The following is a 16,037-nucleotide window of genomic DNA, read 5'->3' as shown; positions in this document are numbered from 1 at the left end:
GACCAGCTAATCTGATTATAGCTGAGTAGGCTTAGTCCAGTATAACGATAGATATGCACATGAAGTGGTTACAGACTGTTTAGATTGTTATGTTACAAGTTTATGAAATAGCCAAATAGTGAGCTTTCATAAATGTGATACAAGCTTTTTAAAGAGTTTTAATTAACTTTTGAGCATTAACAGGCATTAGGAAAACCGTAATGGCAACTAGACAAGACAATACCATTAGTAATATCAAGACCTTAAACTACGATGCAGTCATCGTTGGTGGCGGCGGCTCAGGTATGCGTGCTTCATTGCATTTAGCGGAAGCGGGCATGAAGGTTGCAGTCCTTACCAAAGTATTCCCAACGCGTTCGCACACGGTTGCCGCTCAGGGTGGTATCGGTGCAAGTTTGGGTAACATGAGCAATGACAACTGGCACTTCCACTTCTATGATACCGTAAAAGGATCAGATTGGTTGGGTGACCAAGATGCTATCGAGTATATGTGCCGTGAAGCGCCAAAAGTAGTCTATGAGCTTGAGCACATGGGCATGCCATTTGACCGTAACGAAGATGGTACGATTTATCAGCGTCCGTTCGGTGGTCATACATCTAACTATGGCGAAAAAGCTGTACAACGTGCTTGTGCTGCTGCTGACCGTACAGGTCACGCGCTGCTACATACGCTATATCAAAAGAATTTAGAGCAAGGCACTGAGTTCTTTATCGAGTGGATTGCCCTTGATCTAATCAAAGACGAAGCGGGTAACATCAACGGTGTCGTTGCGCTTGAGCAAGAGACGGGTACGGTTGCGGTATTCCAGTCACCAATTACTGTCCTAGCGACAGGCGGTGCGGGTCGTATCTTTGCAGCGTCTACCAATGCTTATATCAATACTGGCGACGGTATTGGCATGGCAGTACGTGCTGGTATCCCATTGCAGGATATGGAATTCTGGCAGTTCCATCCAACTGGTGTTCATGGTGCAGGTGTACTACTGACTGAAGGTTGTCGCGGTGAAGGCGCTATCTTGCGTAATAAAGATGGTGAAGCGTTCATGGAGCGTTATGCACCAACCGTGAAAGACTTGGCACCACGTGACCTCGTATCACGTTCAATGGACCAAGAGATCAAAGAAGGCCGTGGTTGTGGTCCTAATGCTGATCATATCGTTATGGATATGACGCATCTAGGCGTTGAAACCATCATGAAGCGTTTGCCATCAGTATTTGAGATTGGTAAAAACTTCGCCAACGTCGACATCACAAAAGAACCAATTCCAGTAATCCCAACCATTCATTACATGATGGGCGGTATTCCAACCACTATTCATGGTCAGGTTGTTGTGCCAGATCTAGAAGCAGGTACTGATGAAGACGGCCTATATGCTAAAGGCAATGTGGTTAAAGGTCTTTATGCAATCGGTGAATGTGCTTGTGTGAGTGTTCATGGTGCCAACCGTTTAGGTACGAATTCACTACTTGATCTACTCGTATTCGGCCGTGCAGCGGGCAAACATATCGTTGATGAGTTCCATCACGCTGATCACAACTACAAGCCGCTTGATCCACGTGTGCTTGATTTTACAGTGAAGCGTTTAGACAAGTTGCAACAGTCTACTGAAGGCTACAATGCGCAAGACGTGGCTGATGAGATTCGGGCAACTATGCAAAAGCATGCTAGTGTATTCCGTACCCAAGCAATGATGGATGAAGGCGTTGAGAAAATCCTAGCGCTAGGCGATAAGATCGAAAAAATCCATCTTGGCGATAAATCACAAGTGTTCAACACAGCACGCATCGAAGCTTTTGAAGTAGCTAACTTATACGAAGTAGCAAAAGCCACTATGATATCAGCTGCTACACGTCACGAAAGTCGCGGCGCGCACAGTGTATCTGACTATGATCGTCCAGAAGATGATGATTACGCACCAAATGGTCGTAACGACCACGATTGGATGAAGCATACTTTATGGTATTCTGAAGGCAATCGTATTATTTATAAGCCCGTTCGCAAAGTACCGTTGACTGTTGATTACATTGAACCAAAAGTTCGCGTCTACTAACTCTAGATTGCATGCTTGGTTCATAGCCAACATGCAATAGCAGTCTCAACGTTCTATCCCTTATTAATTTATTAAAAAGGTGACCGCCAGCTACATGCTCATGCCAGCGTTACTAAGTTATTGATTGATACTCGATATTTAGTTATCAGTATCAATTAATAGCCAGCGCTAATATGTTGCAGTCTTTGTATGCCCGCCATCACCTACGTGTGGAGTTTAGCATTATGAGCCGAGGTACTCGCACCATCGAAATCTACCGCTACGATCCTGATGTGGACGCAGCGCCGCGCATGCAAACCTATACGATTGAATTACTTGATTCAGATCGTATGTTGCTTGACGTATTATTACGCCTAAAGAAAGAAGATGAGACAATTACTTTCCGTCGCTCTTGTCGCGAAGGTATTTGTGGTTCCGACGGCATGAACATCAACGGCAAAAATGGTCTAGCATGTTTAATCAACATGAATACCCTACCAGAAAAAGTAACGGTTCGCCCGTTACCTGGTTTGCCAGTGGTTCGTGATTTGGTTGTTGATATGAACCAATTCTACGAACAATATGAGAAAGTACACCCGTACTTGATTAATGATCAGCCAGCGCCGCCGACGGAACGTCTACAGTCACCTGAACAGCGTGAAAAGCTAAACGGTCTGTATGAGTGTATCTTGTGTGCGTGCTGTTCAACCAGCTGTCCATCATTCTGGTGGAACCCTGACAAGTTCCTAGGCCCATCAGCGTTACTGCACGCTTATCGCTTTGTTGCTGATAGTCGTGATGGTGATACCCAGGCACGCTTGGCTCGTTTAGACGATCCGTTTAGCTTGTTCCGTTGCCGCGGTATCATGAATTGTGTATCGGTTTGTCCTAAAGGCTTGAACCCAACCAAAGCCATCGGCCATCTACGTAATATGTTGATTGATCAAGCCGGTTAGTAGTTTACAAGCGCGTCAGTTATAATAGATACAGTACGAAAAACACCACCTATTCGTTAGGTGGTGTTTTTGTTAGTTGAACGGACTTAGATATATTTGTGTGAATACTCTACTGGCTCTATACCAAGCAGGCTTACTTATATAGTCTTAGATCACAGCAGCAACAGGAAAATTAAGCAGTAAGTTTGACTCGCAAATGGTCAATATTCAGCCATCGAGCTGGTAAAACACCATATGCAATACGTTGGTTGTGTGTAAGAAGACATAATATATAGACAATCAATCTATATAATCGGATATAGACACGAGAAAAGTTTGGTATAATTACGTTTTTGACGATATTGAATACGATTAAACGCTACTCAAGTGGTTCAGTAATACGTATCAATTAATAGAATAAAACGTTATGTATACAATTATTGTGCTTGTATAATTGATAATAGATATTCATTACGTAAATACTTAGTATTGAACAAACAAACTATGTCACAAAAAATGGTCGTGATAGGCTATACAGCAATGTATTTCTGTCTTGATGGACAACATTTCTAGTAGACATAGGATGTTTTAGCATTAACAGCCATTTTAAAGGCTAGCTAAAAGTTTAATTGATTGTTAATAACTTACAACTTACCAATCGGTTATGGCTAAAAGAAGTATATATAAATTAATGTTGTGAAACGAGTCAGTTAACAAAACTGAGCGTTCACAAATAATTTTATTTTTAATATAGGTATTGCAATAAGACTTGTTATCACTATTTAGCATCCCTTGTTTCTTTAGACAATGACGGCAATATTCTATAGTGACGGCAATACTTAGGGATAAAAGTGTTTTATCAAATAGTATTTAACGGGATATGACAAATTGTCTATATGCCTAGCATCTAGCGATTGACACCATAATAAGCACGATTCCATTCATTTATCTATCAAATAGACGATTATTATGAATAGTATAACTAAAGAAAAAGCGGACCAAGGACATACTGAACTGGCCGCTGATAATGCCAGCTATATAGAAGCTCTTTACGAGCAGTACCTAACAGACCCTGATAGTGTTGACACAGATTGGCAAACGTACTTTGAACAGTACAAATCGTCAGACGATGCCAAGCATAACGCGATTAAGGACCAATTTTTATTACTTGCTCGCAATCAGACCGCGAATAAAATAAGTGATGAAAACACTGACCAAAGCAGTGGTACCTCAAATAACTGTACTGATCCAAAGCAAATGGGTGTACAGCAACTAATCTCCGCATATCGTCGCCGTGGCCATCGCCGTGCCAAACTTGATCCTTTAGATTTGCATCCACGTGCCGAAGTAGAAGATCTAACGCTTGCTTATCATAATTTATCAGAAGCAGATCTCGATACGGTATTCCCAACCAATGATTTAGTAATCGGTAAAAATGAAGCGCCATTGCGTGAAATTATCGAAATCATGGAGCGTGTGTACTGCCGTCATATTGGTATCGAATACATGCACGTCACCACCAGCACAGAAAAGCGCTGGATGGAAGAATACTTAGAAACCAACTTGGGCTATATCCAATTTGATAAAGAAAAGCGCTTATCTATTCTTGAGCGCCTGACTGCTGCCGAAGGTCTAGAAAAGTACTTAGCACGTAAATATACGGGCGTTAAACGTTTTGGTCTAGAGGGCGGTGAAAGCTTCATTCCTGCTATCAACGAAATCATCCAACGTGCTGGTGGCTATGGCACAAAAGAGATGGTCATTGGTATGGCTCACCGTGGACGCCTTAACCTCCTAGTCAATATTCTAGGTAAAAATCCTGCGGATCTGTTTGACGAATTTGATGGCAAAGTACAACCAGAAAAAGGCTCAGGTGACGTTAAATACCATAATGGTTTTTCATCAAATGTGATGACCCCAGGTGGTGAAGCGCATTTGGCACTAGCGTTTAACCCATCTCATCTTGAAATCGTTGCACCAGTGTTACAAGGCTCAGTACGTGCACGCCAAGTACGCCGTAATGATCAGCCATTGTTAGATAATACTGGTGGTAATTCAGTATTGCCAATCGTTATTCACGGTGATGCTGCGTTTGCCGGTCAAGGTGTGGTTCAAGAAACCTTCCAAATGTCACAAACCCGTGCTTATACCACTGGCGGTACTGTACATATTGTTATCAATAACCAAGTTGGCTTCACCACTAGCCGTCAAGAAGATGTTCGTTCAACCGAATACTGTACTGACGTCGCTAAGATGGTACATGCGCCCATCTTGCACGTGAACGGTGACGATCCTGAATCAGTCGTATTTGCAGCTCAGTTGGCATTAGATTATCGTCATCAGTTTGATAAAGACATCATCATTGATCTTTTCTGCTATCGCCGTAACGGACATAATGAAGCAGATGAGCCTTCAGCTACGCAGCCATTGATGTATGCAGTTATTAAGAAATTGCCTACGACACGTACCATCTATGCACAGAAGCTTATCGCTGATGGGCTTTTAAATAGCGAAGAAGAAAAGCAATACGAAGACGACTATCGTGAATCTTTAGACCGTGGTGATTATGTTGCAAGCTCACTAGTACAAGAACCTAACGAGCAGTTATTTGTAGACTGGAAGCCTTATTTAGGTCACGAATTGGTCGACGACTGGGACACTAGTGTCGATATCGAAAAGCTAAAAGCTTACGGACGCCGTATGGCTGAAATGCCAGAGGGCTACAAGCTACAGCGCCAAGTTCAAAAAGTAGTTGAACAGCGTCTAGCTATGCAGACCGGTGAAGAGCCTCTTAACTGGGGTGCAGCTGAGACATTGGCTTATGCATCATTGGTCGATAACGATGATGTATTGGTACGCATTACGGGCGAAGACGTAGGACGTGGTACGTTCTCGCATCGTCACAGTGAAATCTATAATGTCAATGACGGCAGCATGTACGTGCCACTCGCTCACATGAGTGAAACGCAAGCACGCTTTGCTACCTACAATTCATTGCTATCAGAGGAAGCAGTATTAGCCTTTGAATATGGTTACGCTACGACAGTACCGAATGCATTGATTGTTTGGGAAGCGCAGTTTGGTGACTTCGTGAACGGTGCGCAGGTCGTTATTGATCAGTTCATCTCAAGCGGCGAGACCAAGTGGCAGCGTGTTTGTGGTTTGACGATGCTATTGCCACATGGTTTTGAAGGTCAAGGTCCAGAGCATTCTTCTGCGCGTCTTGAGCGCTTCTTACAGCTATGTGCTGAAGACAATATGCAAGTTATTACGCCAACGACGCCTGCGCAAATTTATCATGCCTTGCGTCGTCAAGCAGTACGCCCGATTCGTAAGCCTTTGATCGTTATGTCACCAAAGAGTTTGCTACGTCATAAGTTGGCAACGTCTAATCTAGAAGAGCTTGCTGATGGTAAGTTTGAAACTGTAATTTCAGAGATGGACGACCACAACGCAGACAAAGTTACTCGCATGGTGTTATGTGGCGGTAAGGTCTATTACGATCTACTAGAGCAGCGCCGCGCATTGGGTCTTGATCATGTTGCTATCGTACGTATTGAGCAGCTTTATCCATTACCAGAGCAACGTTTGGTTGCTGAGATTGAGAAATATAGCAATCTGACTGAGATTGTGTGGACGCAAGAAGAACCACTGAACCAAGGCGCTTGGTACTATCTGGCTCCGCACATGTTCCGTATTGTTGTACCGCATCCAACTAAGGCAAAAGTCATGGAGCCGGTGGCACGTCCTCCTAGTGCAGCACCTGCAACAGGCTCGCCAAAACTGCATGCTCAGCAGCAGCAAGCATTGATTGCTGGCGGTCTTGGTATCAGTGTCGATGAGCTATCTAAGTAACAGGTTATCTAATCGAAAGACTATAGCAGATAAATGAATCAGGCGATGACAGTTAGTATCCGTTAATACAATCTAAGCGTTACTTTTAACGAATACTGACTGCCTATCACGACTTAATAATAAGTATGAATATCCACATCTAAGGAGTATATCGATGGCTGACATCAAAGCCCCCGTTTTTCCAGAATCGGTTGCCGATGGCACAATCGTTGAATGGCATGTCACTGAAGGTCAACAAGTTAATCGTGATGACCTACTAGCTGAGATCGAGACTGACAAAGTAGTACTAGAAGTTGTTGCACCTGATGATGGTGTAGTAACTAAAATCGTCAAGCAAGTTGATGACACAGTATTGTCTGATGAGTTGATTGCACAGTTCGAAGCCGGTGCAAGTGCAGGCGAAGCACCAGCGGTAGAGACAGATCAACCTGCTGCGCCAGTACAAGAAAAGCAAGCTGCAGATGGCGGTGAGCCAGTACAAGCGACTGACAAAAAAGACGAAGCAGATCACAAAGATCAAAGCCCAGCAGTTCGCAAAGCGGCAAAAGAGTCTGGCGTTGATCCTAAAGAAGTTGAAGGTAGTGGTCGCGGCGGTCGTGTCACCAAAACGGACATGGCAAACCCAACGCTAAAATCGGACAGTAGCATTAAATCTGATAGTGGTCGTCCTGTTGCTGAGTCAATGGGTGAACGTACAGAAAAACGCGTTCCAATGACTCGTCTGCGCAAGCGTGTTGCTGAGCGTCTATTGTCAGCATCACAAGACACAGCGATGTTGACGACGTTTAACGAAGTGAACATGAAGCCATTGATGGACATGCGCGCTAAGTACAAAGAAAAATTTGAGAAGCGTCATGGCGTACGTCTAGGCTTTATGTCATTGTTTATCAAAGCAGCGACAGAAGCACTTAAACGCTTCCCAGCAGTAAATGCGTCACTAGATGGCGATGACATTGTTTATCATGGTTTTTATGATATCGGTGTGGCCGTATCATCAGACCGTGGTCTAGTAGTACCAGTATTACGTGACACTGACCGTATGAGCATGGCTGATGTTGAAAGTACCATCCGTGAGTTTGGTAGTAAAGCACAGCAAGGTAAGCTTGGTCTAGAAGATATGACTGGTGGTACTTTTACCATCTCTAACGGCGGTGTGTTCGGTTCATTGATGTCAACGCCTATCTTGAATCCACCACAAACCGCTATCTTGGGTATGCACGCTATCAATGACCGCCCAATGGCTGTTGATGGTAAGGTTGAAATTCTACCGATGATGTACCTAGCGCTATCTTATGACCATCGTATGATTGATGGTAAAGAGGCCGTACAGTTCCTAGTAACTATCAAAGAGTTGGTCGAAGACCCAGCCATGTTGTTACTAGACTTGTAAGCTTCTAAGCTTGTATTGGCAATAGCCGATACAAGCTTTTTCACTTTAGTACAGATTATAGTTTTGCTCAGTCAGCAATCAGTTAATCCGCTGACATACATGAAAATGATTTTAAAAACGGTGACTTACTATCGACTAACGATAAGTGAGTCTTTCTCACTGATATGGTGTATTAACCATAGAGTGTAGACCGTACTGATTTATCATTAAGATAACAATCTATTTAAATGACACATACAATTAAAAATAGGAACGTACTATGAAAGACAATTATGATTTAGTCGTCATCGGCGGCGGTCCTGGTGGTTACGAAGCGGCTATTCGTGCAGGTCAACTCGGTATGAGCGTTGCCTGTATCGAAAAGCGCGTTTATAAAGGTGAGCCAGCACTTGGTGGCACTTGCTTAAACGTTGGTTGTATCCCATCAAAAGCCTTGCTTGACAGCTCACATCGTTATGAAGCCACTAAGCATGATCTTGACGAGCACGGTATCAGTACTGGTGACGTTGCTATCAATATCGAAAAAATGATAGAACGTAAAGAAGGTATCGTCAAGCAATTGACTGGCGGTGTTGCAGCGTTGCTAAAAGGCAATGGTGTTGACTGGCTACAAGGCTGGGGTACGCTAGTTGATGGTACGGGCACTGACAAAAAAGTCAAATTTACTGCTCTAGAAGACGACAGCGAAACGACGATCACTGCTAAGAACGTTATTCTTGCGGCAGGTTCTGTGCCTATCGAGATTCCTGTTGCCAAAACTGATGGTGACCGTATTGTTGATTCAACTGGCGCACTTGACTTCACTGAAGTACCTAAGCGTCTAGGCGTTATTGGTGCTGGTGTTATCGGTCTTGAGCTTGGTTCAGTATGGCGTCGCCTAGGTGCAGAAGTAGTAGTTTACGAAGCGCTTCCTAGCTTCTTAGCTGCTGCTGACAAAGATATCTCAAAAGAAGCTGGCAAAATGCTGAAGAAGCAAGGTCTGGATATCCGTGTTGATACCAAAGTAACCAACGCTGAAGTTCAAGGTGACCAAGTTATCGTCACTAGTGAAAACAAAGGCGAATCGAGCGAGGAAAGCTTTGATAAGCTGATCGTTTGTGTTGGTCGCCGTGCTTATTCTGAAAAACTGCTTGGCGATGATAGCGGTATCACGTTGACTGAACGTGGCCTTATCGATGTCAATGACCAGTGTAAAACCAATCTTGATGGTGTTTATGCTATCGGTGATTTGGTCCGTGGTCCTATGCTTGCGCATAAAGCTATGGAAGAGGGCATGATGGCTGTTGAGCGTATTCATGGCGAAAAACCTCAAGTTAACTATGACACTATCATCAATGTCATTTATACTCACCCAGAAATTGCTTGGGTAGGTTTGACTGAGCAAGAAGCTGAAGAAGCTGGCTATGAAGTCAAAACAGGCTCGTTCAACTTAGCGGCTAACGGCCGTGCACTTGCTCAAAGTGAAGCTCAAGGCTCTGTGAAAGTAGTCGCTGATGCGAAAACAGATCGTCTATTAGGTATGCATGCTATCTCTGCTGGTGCTGGTGATATTGTCCATCAAGGTATGATTGCGATGGAATTTGTCTCTAGTGTTGAAGATTTGCAGCTAATGACATTTGCGCATCCAACTATCTCAGAAGCAGTACATGAAGCTGCTTTATCTGCAGACGGCCGTGCTATCCATGCTATCCAGCGCAAAAAACGTAAAAAATAAGTAGTTAATTTAGTTATTGTCGATTTACAACCTGATTGTGGTATCGCTATGTTGGCGATAGCCACGATCATGAGTGCGTTATATGTATGCTTAATATATGTGCGTACTTGATTTCACTTTTTATTAATTGTAAAAAATAAAGGATACAATCAATGAATTTACATGAGTATCAAGCAAAAGAGCTATTAAAAAGCTACGGTTTGCCAATTCAAGAAGGCATCATCGCCCATAACGGCGAAGAAGCTGCTGCAGCTTTTGATAAAACCCCAACTGACATTGCGGTAATCAAAGCGCAAGTACATGCTGGTGGTCGCGGTAAAGCTGGCGGCGTAAAGCTGGTTAAAACTCGTGAAGAAGCGAAGCAAGTTGCTGAAGAGCTAATCGGTACTAACCTAGTGACGTTCCAAACTGATGCTGACGGTCAGCCAGTAAACTTCGTATTGGTTGCAGAAGATATGTATCCAGTACAAACTGAGCTATATCTTGGCGCAGTCGTTGATCGTGCAACTCGTCGTGTGACGTTCATGGCATCTACCGAAGGCGGCGTAGATATTGAAGAAGTAGCACACAGCACTCCAGAAAAAATCTTTAAAGTAAATGTTGATCCTTTAGTTGGTTTAATGCCTTTCCAAGCGCGTGACGTTGCGTTCAAACTTGGTCTAGAGGGCAAGCAAATCAACCAGTTCGTTAAATTGATGACTGGCGCTTATAAAGCATTCGTTGAAAATGACTTTGCCCTAATGGAAATCAACCCATTAGCTGTTCGCGAAAACGGCGAAATCGTTTGTGTTGATGGCAAAATCGGTATCGACTCAAACGCACTATATCGTCTGCCTAAAATTGCAGCGCTACAAGACAAGACGCAAGAAAATGAGCGTGAGCTGAAAGCCGCTGAGTTTGACCTAAACTATGTTGCACTAGAAGGTAACATCGGTTGTATGGTTAATGGTGCTGGTCTTGCAATGGCGACCATGGATATCATCAAGTTGTATGGCGGCAAGCCTGCTAACTTCTTGGACGTTGGCGGCGGCGCAACCAAAGATCGCGTTGTTGAAGCGTTCAAAATCATTCTAGAAGACAGCAGTGTTGAAGGGGTTCTAATCAACATCTTTGGCGGTATCGTACGTTGTGACATGATTGCAGAAGCTATCATCGCTGCTATCAAAGAAGTTGATGTGCAAGTACCAGTTGTTGTTCGTTTAGAAGGTAACAACGCTGAGAAAGGCGCACAGATCCTAGAAGAGTCTGGTCTAAAACTGATTTCAGCTCAAGGTCTATCTGACGCGGCTCAAAAAATTGTCGATGCTGTTAAAGCCTAAGTCTTTAAGCATAGTAGTCAAATCGTAATAGTGGTTTTTATAACAAAGATTGGTTATCAATATCTGATAATAAGAGTTATAAAGACCACTATTGCAAGACAACCGAATACAAGGAAAATATAATGAGTGTATTAATCGATAAAGATACCAAAGTATTGGTACAGGGTTTTACTGGTAAAAATGGTACGTTCCATTCTGAGCAAGCCATCGAATATGGTACCAAAGTTGTTGGTGGTGTGACTCCAGGTAAAGGCGGTCAAACGCACCTAGGCCTACCAGTATTTAACACTATGGCGGAGGCTATGGAAGCGACTCAAGCTGACGCTTCTGTCATCTACGTACCAGCACCATTTGTACTAGACTCTATCGTTGAAGCAATCGATGCTGGCGTTAAGTTGATCGTTGTGATCACTGAAGGCGTACCGACTATCGATATGCTAAAAGCAAAACGCTATCTTGAAGAAGCGGGCGACGTACGTTTGGTTGGTCCTAACTGCCCAGGCGTTATCACTCCAGGTCAGTGCAAAATTGGCATCATGCCAGGCCATATCCATCAGCCAGGTAAAGTGGGCATCATCTCACGCTCTGGTACGCTGACTTATGAAGCGGTTGCTCAAACAACTAAGCTTGGTTTTGGTCAGTCAACGTGTATCGGTATCGGTGGCGATCCTATCCCTGGTATGAACCAGATTGATGCTCTAAAACTATTCGAAGCTGATCCACAAACTGAAGCGATTATCCTAATCGGTGAGATTGGTGGTACTGCTGAAGAAGAAGCTGCTGCTTACATCAAAGACCATGTAACCAAGCCAGTTGTTGGTTATATCGCTGGTGTTACCGCTCCAGAAGGCAAGCGCATGGGTCATGCTGGCGCTATCATTTCTGGTGGTCAAGGTACTGCTGAAGAGAAATTCAAAGCGTTTGAAGATGCTGGTATCGCGTATACGCGTGACCCATCTAAGCTTGGTGACAAGCTAAAAGAAGTTACTGGTTGGTAAGATAGGCAAAAGCCTACTAACTACCAAAACTTTGTTGAAATGTTGAGAGGGCACCCCTACAATGGGGTGTCTTTTTTATGTCTGAAAACTTTATGAAAAACAAAATATTAGTCACTGGCGGTGCTGGATATATCGGTTCGCACACTTGTATAGCTTTACATGAAGCTGGTTATGATATTGTCGTGTACGATAACTTATCTAATAGTAGCCGTGAAGCAATTAACCGTGTCTCTACTCTTATTGGAGAGACGATTGAGTTTGTCGAAGGTGATATTCGAGATCATGAGTTGCTTAGAGAAGTTTTTGCTTTGCATGAGTTCTTTGGGGTGATTCACTTTGCTGGGTTAAAAGCTGTTGGCGAATCAGTCGTCAAACCATTGTTGTACTATAATAACAATGTTAGCGGTACCATTACTTTGCTAGAGGTCATGTCAGAGTATAATGTGAAAAACTTAGTTTTCTCATCATCTGCAACTGTATATGGAGAACCCGATACCTTACCTATCGAGGAGAGCTCGAAACGTTCCTGTACCAATCCATACGGACAAAGTAAGCTTGCTGTAGAGTACATACTAGAAGACCTCGCGGTATCAGATGACAGTTGGAATCTTATTTCTTTACGGTATTTTAATCCTGTAGGGGCACACACATCAGGACAGATTGGTGAAGATCCAAATGATATTCCAAACAACCTCATGCCTTATGTTTCGCAGGTTGCTATCGGTAAGCTCGAAAAGCTAAGCATTTTCGGTAATGATTACTCTACTATTGATGGGACTGGTGTACGTGACTTTATACATGTGAGCGACTTGGCTCAAGGTCATGTAGCAGCGCTTGACTATTTAGAGCAGCAAACTAGTTCAGAAATCTATTCAAATACAGCCAGTCCAATTGGGTTTTTACCTATCAACTTAGGAACTGGTAAAGGTACTTCTGTATTAGAGCTAATATCCACATTCTCTGACGTGTCTGGACAAGCTATACCTTACCAGTTTGCGTCTCGACGTGCAGGCGATATTGCCAGTTGCTATGCCAGTTCGGAGAAAGCGAAGAATTTATTAGGTTGGCAAGCAGAACTATCAATTGCCGATATGTGTAAAGATACATGGCACTGGCAGAGTATGAATCCAAATGGATATACTATGTCTTAAGATTTATGAAATCCTATTACTCATTTAACATTCTTCTCTAAACTCATCTTTTTAATATAGCTAAAAAACTATGAATAAAATAACGCATGCTGTTATCCCCGTCGCAGGCTTTGGTACTCGTATGTTGCCTCTGTCTAAATCTGTACCTAAAGAGTTGTTGCCTTTAGGTAATCGTCCAGCTATTCATTACGTGATCGAGGAGGCCATCGCTGCGGGTATTAAGCATATCGTCTTGGTCGGTCATGCACAAAAAAGCGCAATTGAAAACTACTTTGATATCAATTCTGAGCTCGATAACCAACTGCGCCATAAAGGTAAAGATGAGCTGGCTGACAGCTTGAACTGGCTACCAGAAGACGTCACAGTATCGATGATACGTCAAGGTAAAGCTTTGGGTCTAGGGCATGCGGTATTGTCAGCACGTCCAATCATCGGTGAGCATGATTTTGCGGTATTGCTTCCAGATGTTGTGCTTGATCCGTTTACTAATGACATGTCGGCTGATAATTTGGCTTTTATGATCGATGCATTTGCTAAAGATGGTCATTCACAGATATTGGTTGATCAAGTGGCAGATGAGGATGTGCATAAATATGGTATCGCTAAACTGAGTAATAATAGTGAAGTGAACGACCACGTAGATGCTAATACTAGCTTTAAAGTTGCAGGTTTTGTGGAAAAGCCAAACTTAGCAGAAGCGCCTTCGAAACTGGCGGTTGTAGGCCGTTATATCTTTAGCAATCATATTTTTGACTATCTGGCCAATACCAAAGCCTCAGTCGGTGGTGAAATTCAACTAACGGATGCGATTGATGCTTTGATTAGTAAGTACGGCGTGCATGTCACCACTATGCTCGGTAATAGTTATGACGCAGGTGATATGCGCTCATATATGCAGGCGTTTATCTACTTTGCCGAGCAGCAACTAGCGGACGATAAGTGAACGATGGAAGAGATAAAAGGCAATAAAAAGTATAAGCGTGCTCGTGACTCTGAGCATTGGGGTCACTTACAATCGCTTGCATTGCGCTCATGGTCGCTGGCAGATTTATTTGTGCAAGATGATAGCCGTACGACACGCTTTAGTACCCAAGCGGGTGCATTGTATATGGACTATAGCAAACAGTGCATAGATGAGCAGGTAGTAGACAGTTTATTACAGCTAGCAGACAGCTGTGAGTTGCACTCTCGAATTGATGCGCTTATGCAAGGTGCGATGGTCAATAACAGTGAAGAGCGTGCGGCGTTACATACAGCATTGCGTCTACCTGAGACGGCAAAGCTACAAGCAGGTGAGCAAAATATTGTTGCTGATGTACATCACAGCCTAGGGCAGGTGGCGAGACTATCCGAGCGTGTTCGTAGCGGAACGTGGCGTGGGTTCTCGGGAAAAGCCATCACCGATGTTGTCAATATTGGAGTCGGTGGTTCCGACCTTGGACCACTGATGGCAACTACTGCGCTTGATGAGTGGGCAGATACTAGTATCGAGGTACATTTCGTCTCCAATATGGATGGTACTCAGCTCGATAATTTGCTCAAGCACTTAAATCCTGAAACCACTTTATTTATTATTTCTTCTAAATCTTTTGGCACAGTTGATACGCTATCCAATGCTAGAACAGCACTATCATGGTTACTTGCCACAGCGAAACGGCGTGCCGGTACAGAAGATAGTGTGCTACGCCGACACTTTATTGGCATCTCGGCCAACAGTGCAAAGATGGATACATGGGGGATTCACCCTGAGCATCAGCTAGAGCTTTGGGAGTGGGTAGGCGGGCGCTTTTCGTTATGGTCGGCGATTGGGCTTGCCATCGCTATCCGTATTGGTATGGCTGGGTTCAAAGAGCTGTTAAGCGGTGCACATAGTATGGATGAGCACTTTGCACAAGCTGATTTTGCGGACAACCTACCAGTATTGTTAGGATTACTAGCAGTATGGAACAGTACTTTTTTGAAAGTAAGTGCCCATACGGTATTGCCTTATGATGGCAGGCTAGGTTATTTACCGAGCTATCTTACCCAGCTTGAGATGGAAAGCAATGGTAAGTCGGTCACTCAGTATGGCAATCATATTGATTATGATACTTGTCCGATTCTGTGGGGAGAAATTGGTTCAAACGCCCAGCATGCCTTTTATCAACTCTTGCATCAAGGAACGCAGCAAGTCTCTTGTGATTTTATCGCTTGCGTACGTCGTTATAGTGATCAGGCGCAAAACACTTCATTACAGCAGCAGCATGAACTATCTTTAGCCAATTGTCTGGCGCAAAGTCGGGTACTGGCATTTGGTAATGCTGCTGTGACCGAACTGGTCGATCAAACAACAGTATCTCGTGTAGATAAATACAAGTACTACCGTGGTAATCAACCATCAACCACATTGCTTATTGATGAGCTGACACCGCATAGTTTAGGAGCACTGATAGCGCTCTACGAACACAAAGTTTACGTGATGGCTAGTATTTGGGATATTAACCCGTTTGACCAGTGGGGCGTTGAGATGGGTAAACAAATGGCAGAGTCTGTCCATGATGCCATGCAAAAAGAGTCTCAAGGTCAATTTGATACGTCTACTGACCAATTATTACAACATATTAAAAAGTTGTCCTAATAACGGTTATGGGTCAACAATACAGGAA

General features: G+C 43.5%; 10 protein-coding genes. All 10 read left to right on the top strand.

Annotation, left to right across the window (positions count from 1 at the left end):
• Nucleotides 1-200 precede the first annotated feature (200 nt).
• The 10 genes from sdhA to pgi all read left to right on the top strand — a co-directional run bounded on the left by sdhA (nt 201) and on the right by pgi (nt 16,009).
• Nucleotides 201-2,051: a succinate dehydrogenase flavoprotein subunit gene (gene sdhA, locus NJD71_RS04235; protein ID WP_319050699.1), complete on the top strand. Its 1,851-nt coding sequence runs from the start codon at nt 201-203 to the stop codon at nt 2,049-2,051.
• A 224-nt stretch (nt 2,052-2,275) separates the two neighbouring features.
• Nucleotides 2,276-2,986 (top strand): succinate dehydrogenase iron-sulfur subunit, encoded by a 711-nt coding sequence (locus NJD71_RS04230; RefSeq protein ID WP_192518379.1) that lies wholly within the window; start codon nt 2,276-2,278, stop codon nt 2,984-2,986.
• Nucleotides 2,987-3,934: 948 nt separating this feature from the next.
• Nucleotides 3,935-6,820 (top strand): 2-oxoglutarate dehydrogenase E1 component, encoded by a 2,886-nt coding sequence (locus NJD71_RS04225; RefSeq protein WP_319050698.1) that lies wholly within the window; start codon nt 3,935-3,937, stop codon nt 6,818-6,820.
• Nucleotides 6,821-6,974: 154 nt separating this feature from the next.
• The gene (gene odhB, locus NJD71_RS04220; RefSeq protein WP_319050697.1) at nt 6,975-8,210 is read left to right on the top strand and encodes a 2-oxoglutarate dehydrogenase complex dihydrolipoyllysine-residue succinyltransferase; all 1,236 of its coding nucleotides are present in this window, start codon (nt 6,975-6,977) and stop codon (nt 8,208-8,210) included.
• A gap of 259 nt (nt 8,211-8,469) precedes the next feature.
• Entirely contained in the window at nt 8,470-9,924 is a 1,455-nt protein-coding gene (gene lpdA / locus NJD71_RS04215; RefSeq protein ID WP_319050696.1) for a dihydrolipoyl dehydrogenase, read from the top strand.
• Nucleotides 9,925-10,076: 152 nt separating this feature from the next.
• A complete protein-coding gene (gene sucC / locus NJD71_RS04210; RefSeq protein ID WP_201579290.1) occupies nt 10,077-11,243 on the top strand; it encodes an ADP-forming succinate--CoA ligase subunit beta in 1,167 nt (388 codons plus the stop codon).
• A 122-nt stretch (nt 11,244-11,365) separates the two neighbouring features.
• Nucleotides 11,366-12,241: a succinate--CoA ligase subunit alpha gene (sucD, locus tag NJD71_RS04205; protein ID WP_101204626.1), complete on the top strand. Its 876-nt coding sequence runs from the start codon at nt 11,366-11,368 to the stop codon at nt 12,239-12,241.
• Nucleotides 12,242-12,318: 77 nt separating this feature from the next.
• Nucleotides 12,319-13,392: a UDP-glucose 4-epimerase GalE gene (gene galE / locus NJD71_RS04200; RefSeq protein ID WP_319050695.1), complete on the top strand. Its 1,074-nt coding sequence runs from the start codon at nt 12,319-12,321 to the stop codon at nt 13,390-13,392.
• Between the two features lie 70 nt (nt 13,393-13,462).
• Nucleotides 13,463-14,335, top strand: coding sequence for a UTP--glucose-1-phosphate uridylyltransferase (locus tag NJD71_RS04195; protein ID WP_319050694.1), 873 nt, complete (start codon nt 13,463-13,465; stop codon nt 14,333-14,335).
• 3 nt (nt 14,336-14,338) lie between these two features.
• On the top strand, nt 14,339-16,009 hold the full coding sequence (gene pgi, locus NJD71_RS04190; protein WP_319050693.1) for a glucose-6-phosphate isomerase: 1,671 nt from the start codon (nt 14,339-14,341) through the stop codon (nt 16,007-16,009).
• Nucleotides 16,010-16,037: the final 28 nt, after the last annotated feature.

The sequence above is a fragment of the Psychrobacter sp. PP-21 genome (assembly GCF_033790785.1).
Lineage (GTDB): Bacteria > Pseudomonadota > Gammaproteobacteria > Pseudomonadales > Moraxellaceae > Psychrobacter.
Note: the sequence above shows the minus strand (reverse complement) of the source record. Positions and strands in the feature narration are given on the sequence as shown.